At 60.1% G+C, this 22,986-nt stretch carries 24 protein-coding genes; 13 read left to right on the top strand and 11 right to left on the bottom strand.

Annotated features, from left to right (window positions below; genetic code table 11):
• Positions 1 to 46 precede the first annotated feature (46 nt).
• Together Q0936_RS17940 and Q0936_RS17935 are read left to right on the top strand one after the other, a co-directional pair.
• Positions 47 to 670 (top strand): MarC family protein, encoded by a 624-nt coding sequence (locus Q0936_RS17940; RefSeq protein ID WP_299145844.1) that lies wholly within the window; start codon positions 47 to 49, stop codon positions 668 to 670.
• A 31-nt stretch (positions 671 to 701) separates the two neighbouring features.
• A complete protein-coding gene (locus Q0936_RS17935; protein WP_299297237.1) occupies positions 702 to 1,283 on the top strand; it encodes a TIGR02281 family clan AA aspartic protease in 582 nt (193 codons plus the stop codon).
• Here Q0936_RS17935 and Q0936_RS17930 read toward each other — a convergent pair.
• Both Q0936_RS17930 and Q0936_RS17925 read right to left on the bottom strand, forming a co-directional pair.
• A complete protein-coding gene (locus Q0936_RS17930; protein ID WP_299297235.1) occupies positions 1,280 to 1,735 on the bottom strand; it encodes a DNA polymerase III subunit chi in 456 nt (151 codons plus the stop codon). The genes Q0936_RS17935 and Q0936_RS17930 overlap by 4 nt on opposite strands.
• Position 1,736: 1 nt before the next feature.
• Positions 1,737 to 3,212, bottom strand: coding sequence for a leucyl aminopeptidase (locus tag Q0936_RS17925; protein WP_299297233.1), 1,476 nt, complete (start codon positions 3,210 to 3,212; stop codon positions 1,737 to 1,739).
• Positions 3,213 to 3,376: 164 nt separating this feature from the next.
• Between Q0936_RS17925 and lptF the strand changes: the two genes are divergently transcribed.
• From lptF to rsmA, 6 genes are read left to right on the top strand one after another with little or no spacing between them, the layout of a single operon-like run.
• Positions 3,377 to 4,501, top strand: coding sequence for an LPS export ABC transporter permease LptF (gene lptF, locus Q0936_RS17920; RefSeq protein WP_299145836.1), 1,125 nt, complete (start codon positions 3,377 to 3,379; stop codon positions 4,499 to 4,501).
• Positions 4,498 to 5,595: an LPS export ABC transporter permease LptG gene (gene lptG / locus Q0936_RS17915; protein WP_299145834.1), complete on the top strand. Its 1,098-nt coding sequence runs from the start codon at positions 4,498 to 4,500 to the stop codon at positions 5,593 to 5,595. The genes lptF and lptG overlap by 4 nt, the downstream gene beginning before the upstream one ends.
• Complete coding sequence (gene lptD, locus Q0936_RS17910; protein ID WP_299378319.1) at positions 5,588 to 7,762, top strand: LPS assembly protein LptD; 2,175 nt, start codon at positions 5,588 to 5,590, stop codon at positions 7,760 to 7,762. Before lptG ends, lptD begins: the two co-directional genes overlap by 8 nt.
• The gene (locus Q0936_RS17905; RefSeq protein ID WP_299145830.1) at positions 7,759 to 9,003 is read left to right on the top strand and encodes a peptidylprolyl isomerase; all 1,245 of its coding nucleotides are present in this window, start codon (positions 7,759 to 7,761) and stop codon (positions 9,001 to 9,003) included. Before lptD ends, Q0936_RS17905 begins: the two co-directional genes overlap by 4 nt.
• Positions 9,000 to 9,968, top strand: a complete 969-nt coding sequence (gene pdxA, locus Q0936_RS17900) for a 4-hydroxythreonine-4-phosphate dehydrogenase PdxA (protein ID WP_299297723.1) — start codon at positions 9,000 to 9,002, stop codon at positions 9,966 to 9,968. Before Q0936_RS17905 ends, pdxA begins: the two co-directional genes overlap by 4 nt.
• Positions 9,965 to 10,807 carry a 16S rRNA (adenine(1518)-N(6)/adenine(1519)-N(6))-dimethyltransferase RsmA gene (gene rsmA / locus Q0936_RS17895; protein WP_299297722.1) on the top strand — a complete coding sequence of 281 codons (843 nt, stop codon included), beginning with the start codon at positions 9,965 to 9,967 and terminating at the stop codon, positions 10,805 to 10,807. The genes pdxA and rsmA overlap by 4 nt, the downstream gene beginning before the upstream one ends.
• Before the next feature lie 36 nt (positions 10,808 to 10,843).
• On the opposite strand, the gene Q0936_RS17890 is transcribed toward rsmA, so the two are convergent.
• The 3 genes from Q0936_RS17890 to prfA all read right to left on the bottom strand — a co-directional run bounded on the left by Q0936_RS17890 (position 10,844) and on the right by prfA (position 13,492).
• On the bottom strand, positions 10,844 to 11,413 hold the full coding sequence (locus Q0936_RS17890) for a DUF4167 domain-containing protein (protein WP_299297721.1): 570 nt from the start codon (positions 11,411 to 11,413) through the stop codon (positions 10,844 to 10,846).
• Between the two features lie 199 nt (positions 11,414 to 11,612).
• Positions 11,613 to 12,446, bottom strand: coding sequence for a peptide chain release factor N(5)-glutamine methyltransferase (prmC, locus tag Q0936_RS17885; RefSeq protein ID WP_299145821.1), 834 nt, complete (start codon positions 12,444 to 12,446; stop codon positions 11,613 to 11,615).
• Positions 12,443 to 13,492: a peptide chain release factor 1 gene (gene prfA / locus Q0936_RS17880; RefSeq protein ID WP_299297720.1), complete on the bottom strand. Its 1,050-nt coding sequence runs from the start codon at positions 13,490 to 13,492 to the stop codon at positions 12,443 to 12,445. The genes prmC and prfA overlap by 4 nt, the downstream gene beginning before the upstream one ends.
• 61 nt (positions 13,493 to 13,553) lie before the next feature.
• Between prfA and Q0936_RS17875 the strand changes: the two genes are divergently transcribed.
• Complete coding sequence (locus Q0936_RS17875) at positions 13,554 to 13,853, top strand: hypothetical protein (RefSeq protein ID WP_299297719.1); 300 nt, start codon at positions 13,554 to 13,556, stop codon at positions 13,851 to 13,853.
• Here Q0936_RS17875 and Q0936_RS17870 read toward each other — a convergent pair.
• Genes Q0936_RS17870 through Q0936_RS17855 form a run of 4 tightly spaced genes read right to left on the bottom strand, consistent with a single transcriptional unit; the run spans position 13,794 to position 17,366 of the window.
• Positions 13,794 to 14,201, bottom strand: a complete 408-nt coding sequence (locus Q0936_RS17870) for a DUF1499 domain-containing protein (protein WP_299297718.1) — start codon at positions 14,199 to 14,201, stop codon at positions 13,794 to 13,796. The two genes, Q0936_RS17875 and Q0936_RS17870, sit on opposite strands and share 60 nt — an antisense overlap.
• A 45-nt stretch (positions 14,202 to 14,246) precedes the next feature.
• Positions 14,247 to 15,194, bottom strand: coding sequence for an agmatinase (speB, locus tag Q0936_RS17865; protein WP_299297717.1), 948 nt, complete (start codon positions 15,192 to 15,194; stop codon positions 14,247 to 14,249).
• A complete protein-coding gene (gene speB, locus Q0936_RS17860) occupies positions 15,184 to 16,152 on the bottom strand; it encodes an agmatinase (protein ID WP_299297716.1) in 969 nt (322 codons plus the stop codon). The genes speB (Q0936_RS17865) and speB (Q0936_RS17860) overlap by 11 nt, the downstream gene beginning before the upstream one ends.
• Positions 16,153 to 16,202: 50 nt before the next feature.
• On the bottom strand, positions 16,203 to 17,366 hold the full coding sequence (locus Q0936_RS17855) for a M20 aminoacylase family protein (RefSeq protein ID WP_299297715.1): 1,164 nt from the start codon (positions 17,364 to 17,366) through the stop codon (positions 16,203 to 16,205).
• 63 nt (positions 17,367 to 17,429) lie between these two features.
• On the opposite strand from Q0936_RS17855, the gene mazG reads away from it, so the two are divergent.
• Positions 17,430 to 18,254 carry a nucleoside triphosphate pyrophosphohydrolase gene (mazG, locus tag Q0936_RS17850; protein ID WP_299297714.1) on the top strand — a complete coding sequence of 275 codons (825 nt, stop codon included), beginning with the start codon at positions 17,430 to 17,432 and terminating at the stop codon, positions 18,252 to 18,254.
• On the opposite strand, the gene Q0936_RS17845 is transcribed toward mazG, so the two are convergent.
• Positions 18,241 to 19,110 carry a hypothetical protein gene (locus Q0936_RS17845; protein ID WP_299297713.1) on the bottom strand — a complete coding sequence of 290 codons (870 nt, stop codon included), beginning with the start codon at positions 19,108 to 19,110 and terminating at the stop codon, positions 18,241 to 18,243. The two genes, mazG and Q0936_RS17845, sit on opposite strands and share 14 nt — an antisense overlap.
• A 116-nt stretch (positions 19,111 to 19,226) precedes the next feature.
• On the opposite strand from Q0936_RS17845, the gene Q0936_RS17840 reads away from it, so the two are divergent.
• The 3 genes from Q0936_RS17840 to Q0936_RS17830 are packed head-to-tail and all read left to right on the top strand — an operon-like array spanning position 19,227 to position 22,044.
• Positions 19,227 to 20,168 (top strand): nucleoside hydrolase, encoded by a 942-nt coding sequence (locus Q0936_RS17840; RefSeq protein WP_299297712.1) that lies wholly within the window; start codon positions 19,227 to 19,229, stop codon positions 20,166 to 20,168.
• On the top strand, positions 20,165 to 20,614 hold the full coding sequence (locus Q0936_RS17835; protein WP_299297711.1) for a GNAT family N-acetyltransferase: 450 nt from the start codon (positions 20,165 to 20,167) through the stop codon (positions 20,612 to 20,614). Before Q0936_RS17840 ends, Q0936_RS17835 begins: the two co-directional genes overlap by 4 nt.
• A gap of 32 nt (positions 20,615 to 20,646) precedes the next feature.
• Entirely contained in the window at positions 20,647 to 22,044 is a 1,398-nt protein-coding gene (locus Q0936_RS17830) for a protein adenylyltransferase SelO (protein WP_299297710.1), read from the top strand.
• On the opposite strand, the gene Q0936_RS17825 is transcribed toward Q0936_RS17830, so the two are convergent.
• Positions 22,041 to 22,916, bottom strand: coding sequence for a DMT family transporter (locus tag Q0936_RS17825; RefSeq protein ID WP_299297709.1), 876 nt, complete (start codon positions 22,914 to 22,916; stop codon positions 22,041 to 22,043). The two genes, Q0936_RS17830 and Q0936_RS17825, sit on opposite strands and share 4 nt — an antisense overlap.
• Between the last annotated feature and the right edge of the window lie 70 nt (positions 22,917 to 22,986).

The raw sequence follows: 22,986 nt of genomic DNA, 5'->3' as shown, positions 1-22,986 counted from the left end.
AACCAATTGAAATCATGCGCCGTCAGGCGCTCAATCTGAAAACACCATGGTAGACACTGCATTCCTCATCACCGCTTTCGTGACCATGTTCGTGGTTATCGATCCCATTGGCCTCGCACCCCTTTTCGTTGCCTTGACCCAGGGCGTGCCAGAACGTCAACGGCGCAGCATCGCTCTGCGTGCCTGCGGTCTGGGCATGGCCATCCTTCTCATGTTCGCACTCTTTGGCGAAGCAGTGCTCGGCTTCATCGGAATATCGATGCCCGCCTTCCGTGTCGCAGGCGGCATACTGCTGTTTCTCACGGCACTCGACATGCTGTTCGAACGGCGCACCAAACGCCGCGAGGACCAGACCGAAGAAGAAGACTACGACGATCCATCCGTCTTCCCACTCGCCATTCCCCTGATCTCCGGGCCGGGCGCAATTGCCTCTGTGATCCTGCTGACCGGTCAAAAGCCCGGCTTCGAAGGTCTTGCGCTGGTGCTGGCCATCACCGCACTGGTGCTTGGCGTTTGCCTTGCCCTTTTTCTGGCCTCCGGACTTCTGGAACGGGCACTGGGCAAAACCGGCATTACAGTGGTGACCCGATTGCTTGGCATGCTGCTCGCGGCCCTGTCTGTGCAGTTTGTCCTCGACGGTCTTCGCAACTTTGCTGTGTTGCCGGGCTGAAACACGCAGCAAAGCAACCTATGTTACACCCATGAGCGCCGACAGCATTGCCCAACTGATCTATCTCGGAACCTTCATTCTAGTGCTCGGCGGCGGTTTTCTTGCGACGTCACGCCTCAAGCTCAGTCAGACAGTTCAGATGGCGTCCATCTGGGTCCTCATCTTTGTTGGTGCAGTTGGCATCGTGGGCCTGTGGGGCGATATCAAGGACGACCTGCTGGTCAATCAGACCCGTTTTGATGACCAAGGAGTCGTCACCGTCCCGCGCAGTTCCGATGGTCATTACTACTTGACGCTGGACGTGAACGGCACCGCATTGGATTTCGTGATCGATACAGGCGCAACTGACATTGTCCTGAACCGCGCAGACGCAGACGCGGCTGGGTTCGATCTGGAAACCTTGACGTTCTTTGGTCGCGCGGCCACCGCCAATGGTGAGGTTCGCACGGCACCGGTGCGCATCGACACGATCTCTATTGGGCCACACACAGACACGAATGTGCCGGCGGTGGTCAATGACGGTGAACTTGGGCAGTCGCTTTTGGGCATGGGTTACTTGCAGCGTTGGGGCCGGATCGAGATTTCTGGTGGCGCACTGACACTCAGCCGTTAGGTTTCCGCCTTTTTCTCCCAACGGCCAGATTCCTCGGACCAATATTGGGCCGAGGCGCCTGCGTCTTTCAGGGCTTTCCACTGTTTGCGCGCAACGTCCAACGCCTCTGGGTCATTGCCATCAAACAGAACGCAGACCCGTTCCAAGGCACCAACTTCCTCTGGGGTCACATCGGCTCCGAACACGCTCATCACACAAACCGCCCCATTGGCGGCTGGCCCGGTTGTCAGCAAGATCGGCTGGTCTGCCTCGTGGTCAGTGCCGGACATGCCATGCGGCAGAAATTCTTCTTCCGCGCCCAGCCACAGCTTTTCATCAAGTGCCGCCAGACGCCCCAAGTCAGCACCACGCACCGCCACACGCCAACCAGCCTGCATTGCCTTGCCCAGCAGCATGGTCAACGTGTCTTCCAACGGACGGCGCGTCAGGTGGTAGAAGTAGGCGGAACCCATATCAGTCGGTGGTCTCGTACCCGTCCGCAACCAGACGGTTCAGCGCCATGACACCCCAACCCGTCGCACCTGCAGGGGCCAGTGCCGTGGCTGATTTCACAGAGGCAACACCCGCAATATCCAAGTGGATCCAAGGCGTTTCCGGTTTGACAAAGCGTTGCAGGAATTGCGCCGCCGTGACGGAACCGGCAGGACGCCCACCAATGTTCTTCATGTCTGCAATGCGCGATTTGAGCAGGTCGTCATAGGCCTGACCCAACGGCATGCGCCACGCACCCTCGTTTTCTTTGGCCGCTGCTTTGAGGAACGCGTTGCAGAACCCGTCATCGTTGGAAAACACACCGGCGTTCTCGTGCCCCAGCCCGATGATGATCGCACCGGTCAGCGTGGCCAGATCAATCATGCCCGCAGGTGCAAACCGTTCCTGCGCGTACCACATCACGTCACACAGGACCAAACGGCCCTCGGCGTCGGTGTTGATCACTTCGACCGTGTCGCCTTTCATCGAAGTGATGACGTCACCGGGGCGCGTTGCATTGCCCGAAGGCATGTTTTCGACCAGACCGACCAGACCGACCACATTGGCACGGGCCTTGCGTTTGGCCAACGCGCGCATTGTGCCCGCAACCACGCCTGCGCCGCCCATATCCATGGTCATGTCTTCCATGCCGCCTGCGGGTTTCAGGCTGATACCGCCGGTGTCAAACACGACGCCCTTGCCCACCAGTGCCAAGGGTGCGGCGTCTTTCTCACCACCGTTCCAGTGCATCACCACAACCTTGGACGGGCTGTCGGACCCCTGCCCCACACTAAGCAGCGTGCGCATCCCCAGTTTCTCCAGCGCGTCCTCGTCCAGCACTTCGACGTCTAGGCCAAGCGCGCTCATCTCGGCCAGCCGGTCGGCAAATTCGGTGGTGGTCAGGATGTTGGCCGGTTCATTGACCAGATCACGGGTCATGAATGTCCCGTCAGCGATCGCAAGCAGTGGTGCGGCTGCGGCCTCGGCCTCGTCGGGTTTGGACGCCATGACGGTCACGCCTGTCTCGCTGACCTCGGCATCGGTTTTGTGCGGAGTGAAATCATAGTCGCGCATTACGAGGCCAAACACCATTTCCGCGACGCGCCGCGCCCCGTCCGCAGCCAACAACAACGCAGCCCCTCCGCGCAACTTGCCCAAGGCAGCGCCTGCCGTGCGGGCGTCCTCAACAGAGTGGTTGCGCGGCAAACAGATCACGTCGACGGCCTTGGCGGCCATGCCCGCAGGCCATGCCAGCGATGTCACATGGCCCGCCTTGACCTTGGCGAACCCCTCGCTGTCGACAAAGCGCTGGACCGCGCCCTTGGTCAAACGGTTCACGCGCCGTGCGGATTGTTCCAACTTGCCCTCGGGCGTGACCACAACTGCAACGCGCCCTTCGTGACCTGCAATCGCGTCGAGGTCAGTGGCGGCAAAGGATACCGGTGTCAGATCAGTCATTGGGGCACTCCGTGGGTTCAGCGTTTCACAAGACGTAGCTTGCCGCGCGGGCGGTGACCAGCGCCGACGCAAGATTAACAGTTTTCCCGGACGCGCCCTTGGGGTAGTTTGCAAAAAACGCTGCCGCGTCCGAACTATAAACAGGCAATTCCTCGGGGGGCCACGTGGTCAAGATAGACCGCTATATGCTGTCGCAACTGCTTTGGTTGTTTGGCTTTTTCGCCCTTGTGCTGGTGTCTGTCTTTTGGATCAACCGGGCGGTGCAACTGTTTGACCGGCTGATCGGCGACGGACAGACGGCATTGGTGTTCCTCGAATTTTCCGCATTGGGCCTGCCCCGACTGATTGTGACGGTTCTGCCCATCGCAACATTTGCGGCCGCGATTTACGTCACGAACCGTCTGAACAACGAAAGTGAACTGACGGTGATGATGTCCACGGGCACGTCACCTTGGCGTCTGGCCCGGCCAGTTGCCATTTTTGGGCTTATTTCGGCGTTAATGGTGTCAGTGCTGAGTCATGTCCTCGTCCCGGCGGCAACGGAACAGTTGAACGAACGCGAAGTTGAGATTTCCAGCAACATTACCTCGCGACTGCTCACCGAGGGCGAATTCCTGAGCCCGGCGCGCGGCGTGACATTCTACACCCGTGCCATTGGCGAAGACGGGGTTCTAAAGGACGTATTCCTCGCCGACAGACGCGCGCCCGAAGAACGCATGATTTACACTGCCGCCGAGGCCTATCTCGTGCGCAACGGTGATGGCACGTCGCTCATCATGGTGGACGGTCTTGCACAGCGGCTCACCGTGGCAGACGCGCGCCTGTCCACGGCTAAGTTTCAGGATTTCTCGTTCGACATCACCACGCTGGTGAAGTCAGAAGCCGGCGTTGGCCCGGCGCTTCAGCATATGACAAGCGATATGTTGCTGACGGATTGGGCAGGTATCGCTGAGACGGTGGGGCGCAGCACTGGCACGGTTGCAGAAGAGTTGCACAGCCGGTTCGCGCGCGCGACGTTCTGTTTTGTCACCGCGTTGATCGGGTTTGCCACGCTGTTGGTGGGCGGGTATTCGCGGTTCGGTGTTTGGCGTGAGGTTGTCATTGCGTTCTTGGTCCTGGTCGCGCTCGACGGGATGCGTGGCAGCCTGTCGGCCCCGGTTTTGGCCAATGCAAACGCCTGGCCCATCCTTTACCTGCCGTCCGCGTTGGGCGGGATCATTGTGCTGGGCCTGCTTTGGACGGCCTCCGGTGCGCGCGGTCAATTGCGGCGATTGCGGGGGGCCACATGATCCTGCACATGTATTTCGCGCGCCGGTTTTCTGTGGCACTGCTCGCGATTGCGGCGGTTCTGGGCACTTTGGTGGTGTTGGTCGATCTGATCGACCAGACACGCAAGTTCGCCGACTTTGGCGTCGGTTTCCCGCAACGGCTGGGACTGACGCTGTTGAACGTGCCGGAGACTATCAATCAAATCCTGCCCCTGATCATGATCCTCGGCACGGTGACCCTGTTTATCTCACTGGCGCGGTCGTCCGAACTGGTGGTGACACGGGCCGCTGGTCGGTCGGCGATACGCGCCTTGGTCGCCCCCGTGGGCGTGGCACTGGTTCTGGGCATCCTCGCCACGACGACGCTTGGCCCAATCGTGGCGGCGACGTCCAAGCGATATGCAACTCTGGCCGAAACCTACCGATCGGGAGGCGCATCGGCCCTGTCCGTCTCCGAAGAAGGCCTATGGCTGCGTCAAGGCAGCGATGCAGGCCAGACCGTCATCCGCGCGGCGCGCTCAAATGCTGATGCCTCAGTGCTCTATGATGTCAGTTTCGTGGCCTATGCGCCCAGCGGCGGACCGGTCCGCCGGATCGAGGCCGCCAGTGCCGCACTACAGAACGGTGCGTGGTCGCTGCGCAAAGCCAAGGTTTGGCCATTGACCGCGGGTCTCAATCCAGAGGCGAACGCCATCACCCACGATATCCTGGCGGTGCCATCGACGCTGACCCTGGACCGCATCCGAGAAACCCTTGGCACACCATCCGGCGTGTCGATCTGGGATATGCCCGATTTCATCGCGCAACTGGAACAGGCAGGCTTTTCCGCCCGCCATCACCGGGTGTGGATGCAGGCGCAGCTTGCTCGCCCACTGTTCCTGATTGGCATGGTTCTGGTTGCCGCAGCCTTCACGATGCGCCATACCCGATTTGGGGGGACCGGCACCGCTGTGCTGGCCGCAGTGCTGTTGGGGTTTGCATTGTATTTCATCCGTAGTTTTGCGCAAATTCTGGGCGAGAACGGCCAAATCCCCCTGATGTTATCAGCATGGACAGCGCCAATTGCCTCGATTCTTCTGGGTCTTGGTCTGCTGTTGAGAACCGAAGATGGCTAGACGCTGGCGGCCAACGGGACTTGCCGCCCTTTTGATCCTCATCTTTGGTTGGGTGGCCGGTATGGCACCTGCACAGACAAGCGCCGTGCCTGCCGTTTTGGTCGCCGATGACATACAAGTCACGCGCGACCGTAGGCTGATAGCACGCGGCAACGTCGAGGCGTTTCAGAACGGGACACGGCTGACCGCGCAATCCATCGAATACAATCCCGATACCGGCGCGCTGACCATCACTGGTCCTATCGTTATTGACGACGGTGCGGGGACACGCATCCTGGCCAATCAGGCAGAGTTGAGTAACGATCTGCAGAACGGGTTGTTGACCGGCGCACGCCTCGTGCTGAACGACCAATTGCAATTGGCATCCGTCCAGATGAACCGCGTGAACGGGCGCTACACCCAGCTGTACAAAACAGCCGTCACCTCGTGCCACATTTGCGGCGATGACCCGCGACCACCGCTTTGGCAAATCCGCGCAAAGCGGGTCATTCACGACGAAGAAGAACGGCAGCTTTACTTCGACCACGCACAACTGCGCATCAGGAACACACCGATCCTGTATTTGCCCCGTCTGCGCTTGCCAGACCCCAGCCAGGACCGCGCAACAGGCTTTCTGATCCCTGAGCTGCAATCCAATTCGCGTCTCGGCACAGGCTTGCGCCTGCCCTACTTTATCAAGTTGGGCGATCACCGGGACCTGACACTCACGCCCTACATTGCCAACAACACCCGCACTTTGGAGTTTCGCTATCGGCAGGCGTTCAAACGCGGACGGATCATTTTCGAAGGCGCGCTGTCGGATGACGAGCTGCAACCAAACGACTCTCGCGGCTTTCTGTTTGGCGCGGGTGAATTCAACCTGAACCGCGACTTTGTGCTACAGTTCGACATAGAGGCAGTTTCGGACGACGCTTACCTCAACGACTACGGCTATTTTAACAAAGACCGGCTGGACAGCCAGATTCAGGTCAGCCGCGCGCGGCGCGACGAGTTCATTCGCCTGTCTTACATCAACTACAAATCCTTGCGCGACGACGAAGACGATGCCGTTTTGCCGTCAGACGTGCTTGAGGCGCTTTATGAGCGTCGGTTTTTCCCAAAGGCAGTCGGGGGCGAGATACGGCTGACTGCGGCGGCACACGCGCATGAACGCGCATCCCGGCTCGATTTTGACGCCAATGGCGATGGCGTTGTCGATGGCCGCGACGTTTTGCGGTTCAATGTCGATGCGGAGTGGTTGCGTTCCTTCCAACTTGGCGGGCTCCAGGTGCAGACCCGATTGGGTGTGGCAGGCGACGTGATCCGGGTATCGGACGACAGCATTTTTGACGACGGCGACAGTGGCATTGCGCCAAAGGCGGCGGTCACCCTGCGCTATCCCATGGTGCGGCAGAGCGCGTCAGGCGTCCGGCAACATATCGAACCCTTTGTACAATTTGGCTGGGTCGGCGGCGACGGTTTGGCCGTCCCGAACGAAGAAAGCACGCGCGTCGAGTTTGATGAGGGCAACCTGCTGGCCCTGTCCCGCTTTCCCGCCACGGACCGACGCGAGCGTGGTTGGGCCGTGGCTCTTGGCGGGACATGGTCCCGGATTGATCCAAACGGGTGGTCCGCCAGCCTGACACTCGGCCAGATCCTGCGCGAAGAGGCGCAGACGGATTTCAGCGACACAACCGGCCTGTCCGGCACAACCTCTGATTTCCTGCTGGCGGGGCAAATGAAATTCGATGGCGGTCTGGCCGTGTCTGGCCGCACGCTCTTCAACGAAAGCTTTGACGTGGCCAAAGCAGAGGTGCGCGGCGACTGGAGCAATGACCGCCTTGACCTCGGCGGCAGCTATATCTGGATTTCCGAGGACCCGGCTATCGACTTGCCGTCGCCCATTGGTGAATTCACCTTTGACGGCGCGTACAAAATTGACCGCTTCTGGACCGCCAATGTCGATTGGCGCTATGACCTCGAAGAAGGCCGCGCCGCCACAGCGGGTGCCGGTATCACCTATACCAACGAATGCGTTCGTGTCGGTCTGTCAATCAACCGCAGCTTCGCGGACTCGACAACTATTGAGCCCTCCACCAGTCTGGGGGTAACAGTGTCCCTGCGCGGGTTCTCGGCGCATACAGGCGAACGGGTAGAAACACGATCATGCGGAAAGCAGGCGAGATGAGCAGCAAGACACCGATGCAACGACTGACAACAACGCTTGCCGCAGGCATCATGGCACTGGGGTGCTGGGCGCCGATGGCCCAGGCGCAGAACCTGTTTGCCCCCGTTGCCCAAGTCGACGAAGCCCTGATTACAGAGTTCGAGGTGCAGCAGCGCATCCGTTTTCTGCAAGTCCTGGGTGCGCGTGGCGGGTCACGTGGCGAGGTGCTGGACGAGTTGATCCGTGACCGCCTTCGGCTCGCGGAGACGGCGCGCGTGGGCATCACCCTCACCGACGAGGACCTGCAAGACGGCCTGACCGAGTTTGCAGCACGTGCGCAACTGAGTTCTGAAGAGTTGGTTCAAGGGTTGGAAAGCGCGGGCGTTGCGCGCGAGACGTTCCGCGATTTCGTAGCGACATCGCTGATCTGGCGCGACTATATCCGCGCCCGCTTTGGCAGCAGGGTCCAGATTTCGGACCGAGAGGTGGATCGCGCCATCTCATCCGTGCAATCAAACAGCGGCATCGAAGTGCTGTTGTCCGAAATCATCATCCCCGCCCCACCACCGCGCGCACAACAAGTGCTGGCACAGGCCGAAGAGATTGCACAATCCACCAGCGAGGCGGAATTCTCCAGCTTCGCCAGAAGGTTCTCTGCAACCGCTTCGCGTGGCCGTGGCGGTCGCCTTGACTGGACGCCGATATCGCAATTGCCACCCACACTGCGCCCGCTCTTGCTGTCGCTGGCGCCGGGTGAGGTCACGGCACCCCTGCCCATTCCCAATGCAGTAGCCCTGTTCCAGCTGCGCGACATCCGCGAAACCGACAGCCCATCGCGTGAGTTCGCGGCAATCGAATACGCCGCCTACTATCTCGCAGGGGGCCGTACGCCGGAAACTCTGGCGCGCGCACGCGCCATTGCCGCACGCATTGATCGGTGTGACGATCTCTATGGTGTTGCGCAGGGCCAACCTGAAAACGTCCTTGATCGCGGCAGCTTGCCGCCCAGCGAAATTCCCGATGACATCGCCATCGAGTTGTCCAAACTTGACCCCGGCGAGACATCGACCGCGCTGACACGCGCCAACGGGAACACTCTGGTGCTGCTTATGTTGTGCGGTCGTACGCCGGAACTTGGCGAAGACCAGGAAATCGACCGTGACGCCGTGGCAACGCAGTTGCGCAATCAACGGCTTGGTGCGTTTTCCGAGAACCTGCTGGAACAGCTTCGCGCCGAAGCCAATGTCCGCATCTTCGAATGACCGCGTGCCCTGTCGCCATCTCTTGTGGCGAACCCGCGGGTATCGGCCCGGAAGTAGCGGCGCAAGCATGGGCTACGTTGCGCGGATCTGTCCCCATGGTCTGGATCGGCGACCCACGCCATTTGCCTCCTGAAACGCCGTATCAGGTGGTCGATGCGGCGACCGAGGCCGTTGCACTTTGCCCGGATGTCTTGCCTGTCTTGCCCCATGCTTTCGCCGAACCTGCCACCCCAGGCACGCCGACATTGGACAACGCGCAGGGTGTGATTGACGTGATTGCGCGCGGTGTCGATCTTGTGCGGTCCGAACAGGCGAGCGCCCTTTGCACCGCGCCAATCCACAAAAAGGTCCTGAAAGACGGGGCGCATTTTGCCTATCCCGGTCATACGGAATACCTTGAGGCACTGTGCGACGCACCACGCGCGGTGATGATGTTGGCATCTGACGCGCTGCGCGTTGTCCCCACGACGATCCATATCGCACTGCAGGATGTGCCATCGGCCCTGACACCAGAGTTGCTGCGGGACACATTGCGCATCACGGCCCAAGGGCTGCGCACCCAGTTCGGCATCGCCAACCCGCGCATCGCTGTGGCGGGCCTGAACCCCCATGCGGGAGAAGGCGGCGCAATGGGAACGCAGGAGTTGGACTGGATCAACGATCTGGTCACTGAGATGGCCGCCGAAGGTTTGGATGTGACTGGCCCATGGCCCGCCGACACTCTGTTTCATACCGCCGCCCGCGCGCGGTACGACGCCGCCGTTTGCATGTATCACGATCAGGCCCTCATCCCGATCAAAACGCTGGATTTCGACAAGGGTGTGAACGTCACACTTGGCCTGCCGATCATTCGTACGTCACCTGACCATGGCACGGCCTTTGACATCGCGGGGCGCGGCATCGCCAACCCCACCAGCATGATCGAAGCCATTCGTATGGCACATACAATGGCACAGTCGGCATGAGCACAATCGATGACCTTCCGCCCCTGCGAGATGTGATTGCTGCGCATGGGCTGAGCGCGCGCAAGTCGCTTGGGCAGAACTTCCTGCTCGATCTGAATCTCACGGCCAAGATCGCGCGTCAGGCCGGTGATCTGAGCGGGACAGATGTGTTGGAGATTGGGCCGGGTCCCGGCGGGCTGACGCGGGGCCTTTTGTCGGAAGGGGCACGCAAAGTGCTCGCCATTGAAAAGGACGCACGATGCCTGCCCGCCCTCGCGGACATCGCCGCGCGGTACCCCGGCCAGTTGCAAGTCGTCGAAGGCGACGCGTTGGAGATTGACCCGCTGGTGCACCTGACACCACCCATTCGGGTGGCCGCAAACCTGCCCTACAACGTCGGGACCGAGTTGCTGGTGCGATGGTTGACCCCACCCACGTGGCCGCCGTTCTGGCAGTCTCTCACGCTGATGTTTCAGCGCGAAGTCGCCGAACGGATTGTCGCGCAGCCCGGGTCAAAGGCCTATGGCCGCCTCGCTGTTCTGGCACAATGGCGCAGCACGGCGCGGATTGCCCTGTCGCTGCCGCCCGAGGCGTTCACGCCACCGCCCAAAGTATCAAGCGCCGTGGTTCATTTGACCGCCCTGCCCGCGCCGCGTTTCAACGCTGATCCAGAGGTGTTGTCACGCGTTGTCGCAAAGGCGTTCAACCAACGCCGCAAGATGCTGCGGGCCGCGCTGAAGGGGCTGACACCAGATATTGAGGATCGCCTGCACACAGCAGGGATTGCCCCGACCACACGGGCCGAACAAGTGTCTGTCGAAGAGTTCTGTGCATTGGCGCGCGCGGTGGCCAGGACGTAGCCCCTGGCCGCCAATCAAACCGCACAAGGATTTGCCTTACTCGGCAGCTTCGGGTGCAGACCCGTTGTCTGGAGCAGGTTCAGATGGTGCGTCAGTCGCTGGTGCAGGCGCCGCTGCTTTGGGCTTGCGCGACCGGCTGCGGGTCGATTTAGGTTTCGGCTGCGACTCTGGTGTTTCCACCAATCCGCTGTCGCCTTCGCTGTCGACCACATCAGGCTGCGGTGCCTTCGCGGGGTCGGCATTGCCCGGCGGGTTGCTTTCCTGCTCCTGGCGTTGTGCACGTTCGCGGTCGCGTTCGGCCTGACGCTCGCGGTTCTGACGCTCCTGCTCTTCGCGGCGGGCGTCGATCTCGCGTTGTGCTTCGCTCAGCATGCGCAGGTAGTGTTCCGCGTGCTGCTGAAAGTTCTCAGTGGCCACCCGGTCGCCCGACAATTGTGCGTCGCGGGCCAACTGGTTGTACTTGTCGATGATCTGCTGCGGCGTGCCGCGCACTTTGCCCTCTGGACCCGAGCTGTCAAACACCCGGTTGACGACGTTGCCGCCACCCCCACCGGAATTACGATTGCGACTGCTCTTGGACCGGGACCGTGATCTCGAAGATTTCATGAATATCTTTTCCGCTCTTTGGCGTGTCTTTTGTGATCTGCCGCGGTGCGTCTCAGCACCTGTTCAAAGTAGCGCGGCGATCTTGTGGATATCCGCCAGTGCAGGGCCAGGCCCAAGCATCGACGACTACGCCATGACTAAGCATGGCAGCCGCCCTACGACAAGAGGGAATGGCGCATTTTCGGCATTTTTGAACCCATTATGCGGGATTTCGCGCAACAAGGACCCGATCCCGCCCATCGAGATCGGGCAAAACACGTAGCTCCCCCCACCCTTCGGCCTCAAAAATGGCGCGTATGTCAGGGCCTTGTGTCCAACCCATCTCGCAAATGACGCGGCCCTGCGAGGTCAGATATCCGCCCGCCTGCGCGGCAATTTCACGGTATGCCGACAGGCCGTCACCTTCGTCCGTCAATGCCATACGGGGCTCGTGATCGCGCAACTCGGGATCGACATCCTCCATCTCGAAGGCGGTCAGGTACGGGGGATTGGACACAATCAGGTCAAACCGGTCTTCGACAGGGTCGAACCAATCGCCCTGAACAATGCGTGCACGGTCCGCAACAAGGTTCAAGACCGCGTTCGCGCTGGCTTGCAAACAGGCCGCTTCACTCAGGTCTACGCCAACACCGCTGGCCATAGGCCGTTCGGACAGCAGCGTAACCAACACACATCCCGACCCTGTGCCCAAGTCCAGAACACGGTCAAAATCTTCGGAAAGAGCCGCCTCAATCAACGTCTCTGTCTCTGGCCGGGGATCAAGCACATCTGCGCTGACCTTGAACCGCCGCCCGTAGAACCCACGCTCACCTATCAAGTGGCTTACGGGCACTCTGACGGCACGCAGGGCCACAAGATGCTCGTAGCGGTCAGCAATGTCAGACGCGATGTCCTCGGGCGCGATCAACGTCACGCGTGCGGCGTCCACCTGTGCCGCGTGGGCCAAGAGAATGCGAGCATCCCGTGCCGGATCAGGAACACCAGCCGCGCGCAGACGCGCTGTGGCTGCTACCAGAGCTTCGGCGGCCGTCATGTGCCCATCTCGGCCATCAAGCGCGCCTGTGCATCTGCCGTCAGCGCGTCAATGACCTCATCCAGATCACCCTGCATGACTTGATCAAGCTTGTAGAGCGTCAGGTTGATGCGGTGATCCGTCATACGGCCCTGCGGGAAATTGTAAGTGCGAATACGCTCGGACCGGTCGCCAGAGCCAACCTGCGCCGCGCGGTCGGCAGAGCGTTCGCTGTCCACGCGGCTGCGTTCCAGGTCATAGAGCCGCGCGCGCAGCACCTGCATGGCTTTGTCCCGGTTACGGTGCTGCGATTTTTCAGAGCTGGTCACGACGATACCGGTGGGCAAGTGTGTGATACGCACGGCACTGTCGGTGGTGTTCACGTGCTGCCCACCCGCGCCGGATGACCGCATCGTGTCGATGCGAATGTCCTGTGCCGCGATATCGATATCCACCTCTTCGGCCTCTGGCAAAACAGCGACGGTCGCAGCAGAAGTGTGAATGCGACCGCCGCTTTCTGTGGTCGGCACGCGTTGCACACGGTGAACGCCCGACTCGTATTTCATCCGGGCAAAGACGTTGTCGCCGGTGATATGTGCCACCACTTCCTTGATCCCGCCCAGTTCGGTCGGTTGCTCTTCGATAATGTCGAGCTTCCAACCTCGCGCTTCGGCATAGCGCGCATACATCCGCAACAGATCGCCGGCAAAAAGCGCCGCCTCGTCCCCGCCTGTACCTGGCCGGATTTCGAGCATCGCAGGACGGGCATCCGCCGCATCCTTGGGCAACAACGCAAGCTGAAGCGCCTCTTCGGCCTCAGGCAATGCCGCCTTGAGGCGCGGCAGCTCTTCTTGCGCGAGTTCGGCCATATCCGGATCATCCAACATGGATTGCGCTTCGGCCATATCGTCCACAAGACGCATATAGGCCCCAATCTGGTCCACAACCGGCTTGAGATCCGAGTATTCCTTGGCCAGCGCCGCAATATCACCGGACCCATCGGCCATAGCGGCCTCAAGGTACTGAAAGCGTTGGGTGATCTGCAAAAGTCGGTCTTGGGGGATCATAACGATGGTGTGATCCAACCGGGGGCTAGGGTCAAGGGGCCGGATGTGCTAAGATCGCAGCATGATACGCGCTTGTTTGCTTTCCTGCCTGTTGGCCAGCCCCGTCATCGCCGATGTCACGTCCCCGTCCGGCAAAACGGTCGAGTGTTATTGCACAGACCGCGCCGGAAGCCGGATAGAACTCGGCCAAACCATATGCCTTCAGGTGGATGGCCGGATGTTTATGGCGCAATGCCAGATGTCGCTGAATTCGCCCATGTGGCGCGAGGTTCGGGAAGGGTGCCTGGGCGCGTCGCTTGGATCACTCTTTGATGGCGGCAAGCAACCCCTGCAATCGTTTGCGGTTGACGCCGAAATCTGATCGACCAAAGCGCAGGCGCGCAAACATGCGCAGCGTACCGTCCCGCAGTTCCAGTGTCGTGAAATCGGGAAATCCAATCCATTTGGAGCGCGTGACATAGGTCACCCGACCGGTTTCGACTGAGCCAGCGATCTTGGTGGTGCGCGGCACGTTTTGCATTACCGCGTCGGCGCGGACAAGCATCTGGGCATCCCCCGGCACAACTCGCACGGCTCCGCCGATCATGTCCTTGTCGGTGGTGGCGTCCACTGGCACATGCCAACGCGCGGTATCCGTCGGCGCCAAACGCACGTAGGCCAATGCGCCAATGACACATGCGAGAACCAGCAACACTGCAGTCATTTTCATTCTCATCTCATTGATTTTTCCGGCCCGCTTCGGCAGCGGTGCAGCCTAACGATATGTCACGCCCGGCAAAATGCACAAAAGCTCGTACAGGATGTTTGCCGCCGTCAGTGCGGTGTTTCCAGACGTATCATAGGGCGGCGACACCTCGACCAGATCGCACCCGACCACGTTGATACCCCGCAAGGCCCGGATCAGTTGCAAGGCTTGCGGGGTCGTCAGACCGCCGATTTCGGGGGTTCCGGTGCCGGGTGCGTATGCTGGGTCCAGACTGTCGATGTCGTAAGTCACATAGACGGGTGCGTCGCCAATATCGCGCCGCACCTCTGCGCCCAATCCGCTGAGGTCCCGGCCCCAGAGCTCAGGCGCTAGAAATTGTTGAAATCCCCAATTTGCAGCCTCGGTAAAGTCCTCGGCGCTGTACCCGGTGCCACGTAGCCCGATCTGGTAGGTCTTGGCGGATTGGATCAGCCCCTCGTCGTGAGCGCGGCGGAACACGGTGCCATGCGTTTCGCGCTCTCCGAACATCTCGTCATTGACGTCGGCATGTGCATCCACATGGACCAAGGCCACCGGGCCGTGCCGTTTGGCCATGGCCCGTAGGATCGGCAGCGTGATGGAATGGTCGCCACCAATAGCGACGGGGACAGCGTCGTAGTTAAGGATCGCATCATAGCTCTCTTGAATGATGCGCAGGCTGTCGGACAGCGAAAAGGTATTGATGGCTAGATCACCGACATCCGCCATTTGCAGGCTGTCAAAAGGTGCGGCACCAGTCTGAAGGTTATAGGGCCGGATCATCGCGCTTTCACTACGCACCTGTTTGGGCCCGAACCGCGTGCCGGAACGCCAGGACGTACCGATGTCCATCGGAATACCCAAGATCGCCACGTCAAGTTTGTGCAACTCGTTTGAAAACGGCAGCCGCATGAATGTGTTCGGCCCGGAAAACCGCGCCAAATCATTGCCGCTGATCGGTTGGTTCTTAGACGTCACTGCGCATTCTCCATCCCAGCAACTGGCAAATCTCGGTCGCCACATGCGCGCCAGCGATAGCCGTAGCACCTGTCGTGTCAAAGGGCGGGGACACTTCGACAATATCGCCGCCCCGGATGTTGATCCCGGCCAGTGCGCGCAACAGCGCGGCCGCCTGCGCTGAACTGAGCCCACCCCACACCGGCGTCCCCGTGCCAGGTGCAAAGGCCGGGTCCAAACCGTCAATATCAAAGCTGAGATAGCAAGGTCGCTTGCCCACAATGTCATGCACGCGGGCCGCCACGGCCTCGGGACCAATCCGATGAAATTCTGGCGCGTCGATAATGTTCACACCCAGCGTGTCTTCATTTGTTGTGCGTATGCCGATCTGCACGGACGTGGCCGGATCGACGATCCCGGATTTGACCGCCTTGTAGAACATCGTGCCATGATCGACGCGGGTCATATCATCGTCGGCCCAGGTGTCCGTATGCGCATCGATCTGCACCAGTGACAACGGGCCGAATTTCTCTGCGTAGGCTTTGAGGATCGGGAATGAGATGTAGTGATCCCCGCCCAGCACAACGCTCGCCGCGCCCGCATCAAGGATGCCGCGAATATGTGCCGTCACCGTATCGGGAAAGGCGGGAATGTCCGCATAGTCAAAGGCGACATCGCCGTAGTCAACAATCACACGCTCGCTCAGCACGTCAAACGGCCAACCGTAGGGGGCGTCAGGGGCTTGCAAACTCGACGCTTCGCGGATCGCTCGGGGCCCCAACCGCGTACCGGGCCGGTTGGTGACAGCCTGATCAAACGGTATCCCCGTCACCGCAATGTCCACACCTGACAATTCCTTGCTGTAGCGACGGCGCAGGAACGACGTGGCCCCCGCAAACGTCAACTCAAAGGACGGACCGCGCGGATCATCACGGGTAAACGCGTGATCCATCTGGTTTTTTGCATCTTCCAACGCCATCGTGCGGCACCTGTTTTCTGTTTACTGCTGTTGAAGGAACCGCGCGCTAGCTAGGTCACCGGCTGCGCCGTTTCGACCAAACGCGCGAAAAACGAGGCCCCTATCGGCGCAATTTCGTCGTTGAAGTTGTATTTCGGGTGGTGCACGCCTGCGCCCTCGCCCTGCCCCAACATCAGATAGGCACCGGGTCGTGCTTCGAGCATGTAAGAGAAGTCCTCGGCACCCATGACGGGTTCCACATTCTGCTCGACCCCCGCCGCACCGGCAACTTCGGCTGCAACTTGAGCGGCAAATCCGGCTTTGGCCGCGTCATTGACGGTCGGCGGATATCCGAACTCGAAGTCCAGCTTGGCAATGCAGCCATAAGCGGCTGCAGTCCCTGCCACGATCTGCTCCATCCGTGACACAACCATCGCCTGCACCTCTTTGCTAAAGGTGCGGACGGTCCCGTTGATATAAGCCTCTTCGGGAATGACGTTGTCGGTTGTGCCGGTATGGATCTGGGTTGTTGAGATCACCAATTGCTCAAGCGGCTTGTGGTTGCGGCTGACGACAGTTTGCAGGGCTGTCACAATGGCACAGGCCGCCACAACCGGGTCAACGGTGTCATGCGGGCGCGCGGCATGCCCGCCCTTGCCCGTGACGTGAATGTGGAACGTATCGGCGGCTGCCATGATTGGACCACCGCGGGTGTGGAACTTGCCAAAGTCCTTTCCGGGCGCATTGTGGATGGCATAGACCTCACCGATGTCGAATCGGTCCATGATGCCCTCTTGCACCATGATTTCTCCGCCGCCCCCTGCCTCTTCGGCAGGCTGAAAGATCAGTGCCACACGACCCGAGAAATTGCGCGTCTCGTTCAGGTACTTGGCCGCGCCCAGCAACATCGCCGTATGTCCGTCGTGGCCACAGGCGTGCATCTGGCCCGGATGGGTCGACGCATAATCGACGCCGGTTTCCTCGGTGATTGGCAGGGCATCAAAATCTGCGCGCAAACCGATGGTCGGCCCATCGCCCTGACCGTTGATGATCGCAACAATGCCGGTCTGCGCGATACCGTCATGCACCTCGTCAACGCCGATCTCTTGCAGCCGTTCCTTGATAAAGGCGGACGTCTTGGGGCAGTCGAATGACAGCTCGGGGATCGAATGCAGATGCTGCCGCCACGCGGCCATGTCCGGTGCCAAATCTCCGATACGGTTGATGATCGCCATGGCTGGACTCCTGATGTTGGGATGCGTCACATGTCACCAAACCTCAAACCGCGCGGGGCTGCAATGGGCGACGACTCTCTGATCCACGATCAAAGCGCAGGCATCGAACGTCTGCTCGAAATCATGCGCCGCCTGCGCGACCCGCAAACGGGCTGCCCATGGGATATTGAGCAAACTTTTGAGACCATCGCACCCTACACTATCGAAGAGGCTTACGAGGTTGCAGACGCGATTGAGCGCCGGGACTGGCCCGAATTGGAAGGGGAGCTGGGTGATCTCCTGCTGCAATCCGTCTATCACACCGCGATAGGTGAAGAGGCCGGGCATTTTTCATTTCAATCGGTGGTGACAAATATCTCGGACAAGATGGTTGCGCGCCACCCGCACGTGTTCGGGGATGAAAGCCGCGACAAGTCCGCAGAACAACAAACGCGCGACTGGGAGGCGATCAAGGCAACCGAGCGCGCCAAAAAGGCCCAGGGTGGCACGCTGGAAGGTGTAGCGCTGAACCTGCCTGCACTGTTGCGCGCGGTCAAATTGCAAAAGCGTGCCGCGCGGGTTGGGTTTGACTGGCCGGATACAGGTCAGGTGATCGACAAAATCCAGGAAGAAGCCGCCGAATTGGTCGAAGCCCGGGATCACCTGAGCCATGACGCCATGGTGGACGAGATGGGCGACCTGTTGTTCGTTGTCGCAAACCTCGCCCGGCATCTGGATATTGATCCCGAAGAGGCCCTGCGACGGACAAATGCCAAGTTCACGCGGCGGTTTGGCGCTATTGAGGCGTCACTGGCGACGCAAGGCAAGAGACCCGAAGACAGCACTTTGGCCGAAATGGATGCGTTGTGGGATGCGGCGAAAATGGCCGAAAAAGCTAGCCAAAGCTGACGCCGTCCATCCACTCAATCTGCTTGAGATCTGACGCGTAACGCTCTGACAATTCGTTTTTTTCTTCGACACTGAACTCTGCAAAACCACGCGACGTCCGATCTTGGGCGTGTTGACCAATCACCTTTTTCCACTGCGCGCGCGGCAGTTTCTCACCACTTCTATATGCGTCCTGCAATACCTCCAGCGCCGCATCCGTTGCACTGAGGTTGACCACCCGCTTCGGCTCTTTCAGGGCCGCACCGGGAATCCCTGGTACAAGACGTTGGAGCAGATCAACGCTGGTACCGCGCTGCGCATAAGGCACGACGGTCAGCAAGTCAGGCCGCAGAACGTCGCGCAAAACTTCGACAATCGCGGGCCAACCCCGATCCATCGCCATATAAGTCGCGCGCAATTCATCAAAACTCGGGACCGCGTTATCCTCTGCCCGTTTTCGGAACCCCGAGACATAAAGGGCGTCATAGGGCCGTACGACCAAAACCACATGGGCAATTTGTCCAGGCCATGCCTTGCGGAGCACCTCGCACCGCGGCGCGGCCATGGGGTAAAACTGTCCGCGCATGAAATGGAACATGCGGCCGGGGATGTTCTCTTCGGACAGGATCAGCGGACGGTCACGCCCATGATCTGCCAATGTTCGGGCTGCGCGGTCCACAAACCCATCCGGCTCGGCCCCGATGGTGCCGGGCAAGCGCAACGCCAAATCGCCGGACGGGATACCGTCGCGCCCCGGATAGGCCACAGACAGTCCAGAAGCCTCCAGCGCGGTGCGGTTTTCGTGCAAGCACATCTGAAAGGACGAGGTGCCGGTACGGTGCGCACCTGCGTGGATAAAGATCGGTTGCGAGGTCATGGACGCCCTTATGCCAGCCCATTTGCCGCACGCAAGGATTTGCGCAAAGCCCACCTCAGGTTCTGGACAAGGGGTGCCAAAGCCGCCACGGTGCGCGCGAACGTACCGGAGGCTCTATGGCAGCGCGCAAAATCATCATCGACACAGATCCAGGCCAAGATGACGCGGTCGCCATTCTACTGGCATTGGCCAGCCCCGAAGAGCTGGACGTGCTGGCCCTGACTGCTGTTGCGGGCAATGTTCCATTGGACCTGACTGCGAAAAATGCACGTGTTATCTGCGAGTTGGCGAACAAGGTTGATGTTCCCGTTTACGCTGGATGTGACCGCCCTATTGGTCGCGATTTGGTGACGGCAGAACATGTGCATGGCAAGACGGGACTGGATGGACCGGACCTGCCGGACCCGACAATGCCGCTCCGGGACGAGCATGCCGTTGACTATATCATCGACACCTTGCGCAGCGAGGCATCTGGGACAATCACGTTGTGCCCATTGGGACCGTTGACCAATATCGCGACGGCGCTGCAACGGGCACCGGACATCGCAGAACGGGTCCAGCAGATTGTCCTGATGGGTGGCGCGTATTTTGAGGTTGGCAACATCACGCCCGCCGCTGAATTCAACATCTACGTTGACCCAGAAGCCGCTGATATTGTGTTCAAATCCGGGATCGATATCGTCGTCATGCCGTTGGATGTCACACATAAGGCACTTGTGACCAAGCCCCGTAACGATGCGTTTCGCGCTCTTGGGACACCCACCGGGATTGCCGTCGCTCAGATGACCGACTTTTTCGAACGGTTTGACAAAGAGAAATATGGTTCCGAGGGTGCTCCTCTGCATGACCCCTGTGTGACGGCTTACCTAATTGATCCAGACCTGTTTACCGGTCGCCACATCAACGTTGAAATCGAAACCCAATCGCCCCTCACCCGCGGCATGACCGTCGCCGACTGGTGGCGGGTCACGGATCGCCCACCCAACGCGACGTTCATCGGTGATCTGGATGCGGACGGGTTCTTTGCGCTTTTGACCGAACGTCTGGCACGATTGTGAGTGCTGCGCTGACATTGGCGACATCCGAGCACGCAGAAAAACTGCTGCCGCTGGTTGCTGCGTTTCATGCCGAAGCTGGCATTGAACAGACGGACGAATTGCGGGCGCAGGCCATTCTGCCCTTGCTCGACGGTATTCCGCACGGCGCGGCCTATCTGATTGGCCCACCGCGTGCGCCCATCGGCTACATCGTGGTGACCTTTGGCTGGTCAGTCGAATTTGGCGGCATGGACGGGTTCATTGACGAACTGTTTGTGCGGCCTGGTGTGCGTGGCCGTGGTATCGCGTCGGAAGTGATGTTGACCCTGCCCCGCGCCCTTGCCGGTGCCGGGTTGATGGCGCTGCATCTTGAGGTCGATGCAAACGATGCGGGCGCACAGCGTATCTACACGCGCGCCGGGTTTCGGATGCGTGACGGCTATCACCTGATGACAAGACACTTCTAGCCATTCAGGCACGCGGTACATATGTCACGTCTATGACAATACCTTTCGACAATAGCTTTGCTGCCTTACCTGCGGATTTCTACACCAGGATTGCGCCCACGCCGGTTGAAGCACCTGAGATGCTGGCCTGGAACGACGCCTTGGCCGACAGCTTGGGTGTGACGGATCCCGACGCCGATGTGTTTGGCGGCAACCTTGTGCCTGACGGCGCAGAGCCATTGGCACAGCTCTATTCGGGGCACCAGTTCGGCAACTACAATCCACAGCTGGGCGACGGACGTGCGATCTTGTTGGGCGAAGTGTTGGACCACTCCGGATCGCGCCGTGACATCCAACTCAAAGGGTCGGGGCCGACACCCTATTCCCGGATGGGCGATGGGCGCGCGTGGTTGGGTCCGGTGTTGCGCGAATACGTGATTAGCGAAGCCATGCACGCCCTGGGCATTCCAACCACACGCGCATTGGCAGCCGTCAAAACCGGGCAAGCTGTGGTGCGTGAACAAGGCCCCCTGCCCGGCGCGGTTCTGACCCGCGTCGCCGCCAGCCATTTGCGCGTTGGCACATTCCAGATCTTTGCCCACCGTGGCGAGATTGACGCGTTGCGCACGCTCACAGACTACGCCATCGCACGACACTATCCCGAGACAGACGGGCCGCTGGGTTTGCTGTCGGCGGTCTGTGTGGCGCAGGCCGATCTGGTGGCGGCATGGATGTCGGTCGGCTTTATCCATGGCGTGATGAACACCGACAATTGCACCATTTCGGGCGAGACAATCGACTATGGTCCATGCGCATTCATGGACGCCTACCATGAGGGCCGCGTGTTTTCGTCCATCGACCAGATGGGGCGCTATGCCTACGGCAACCAACCCCGGATTGCTGTTTGGAACATGGCACAACTGGCAACCGCGTTGATCCAACTCTTTGACGACAAGGAAGCCGCCGTTGCGCAAGCGACGGAGATTGTACATGCGATGCCTGATCAAATTCAGGCCGCTTGGCTGCGACGATTTGGTGCCAAAATTGGACTGCTCGATGCAGGCACTGACGACACCGGCCTGATCGAAGACCTGCTGACTTTGATGCAGGCCGATGGCGCCGATTTCACCAACACATTCGCCGACCTTGGGTCAGACAAGGCGCGGGACCACTTCCAGCAACGTGATGCGTTTGACGCTTGGGACGTCCGACGGAGAGAGCGGATCGGTGTTGATGCCTCGGACATCATGGCCCGCGCAAATCCGCAGATCGTCCCGCGCAATCACCAGATTGAGGCGATGATCACAGCGGCTGTTGATGGCGACATGGGGCCATTCGAGCGGCTAATGCAGGCACTGTCACGTCCGTTTGATCGGGACGCGCAGTTCAACGATCTACGCCGTCCACCGACGGAGCAAGAGATCGTTCCGGCAACATTCTGCGGTACCTAACGGCGGTTGATAAGAATCAAGCCGATTGCGACGAACGTCAGAGCACTCCACGTGCTCAGACCGATCTCTTCGCCCAGGATCAGCCACCCCAGCAACACCGCAAAGACCGGCGACAGAAAGCTGAACGAAGCGACACCGGACGCTGGATAGATTTTCATCAACCAGAACCAGGCCAAGAAACCGAAACTGGCGATGGCAAGGATCTGATAGGCCAGACCGGCCAGATGAACGGGCTGCAAATCGCGTATCAGCGGTCCGAAAAGCAGACTTGCCGCCAACAAGACCGGGACAGAAATCACCAGTTGCCACAGCAATTGCTGTTCGGCTGGTACGTCGCTCAACGGCGTGATGCGCACACACAAGGCAATGCCAGCCCAGCACATCGCCGCCAACAGCGACAGCACGTCCCCCATCAGGTGCCCCTCCGCACCAGAGCGGTCCGCGACGGCGAGGACCACACCTGACATCGCCAGCGCCAGACCGATCAGTCGCGCCCCCGACAGTCGTTCACCCGGCAACACAAAGTGGGCGGCCAAGGCCAACCAAATCGGCATCGAATAAAACAGGATGGACGCACGCGCCACGGTGGTCAGATCAAGCGCGTTGAACAGCAGAATGAACTCTGCCGCAAAGAGTAAACCGGCAATGATCCCGCCGGACCGGCTGGCACCCGGCAAGTGCCATGAAATCCCCCGCAGACGCATCCACGCAAGCAGGATAACTGCGCCACCAATGGACCGAAGTGCGGCCATGAACACGGGTTGAAATCCACCGTTCGACACCTTCACCACAACCTGGTTCAGGCCGAAATTCAGCGCAAAGGCCGTCAGCGCGACGGCTCCGATCAGATCAACGTTGGACTTGCGGTTCATCCCCCCACTTGGGCGTGGTTCGCGCAGTTATGTCAATCGATCCCGATCATTCCCCGCCGCAATCGCCGCG

The sequence above is a fragment of the uncultured Tateyamaria sp. genome, from assembly GCF_947488715.1.
GTDB lineage: Bacteria > Pseudomonadota > Alphaproteobacteria > Rhodobacterales > Rhodobacteraceae > Tateyamaria.
This window is presented reverse-complemented; position numbering and strand designations above follow the sequence as displayed.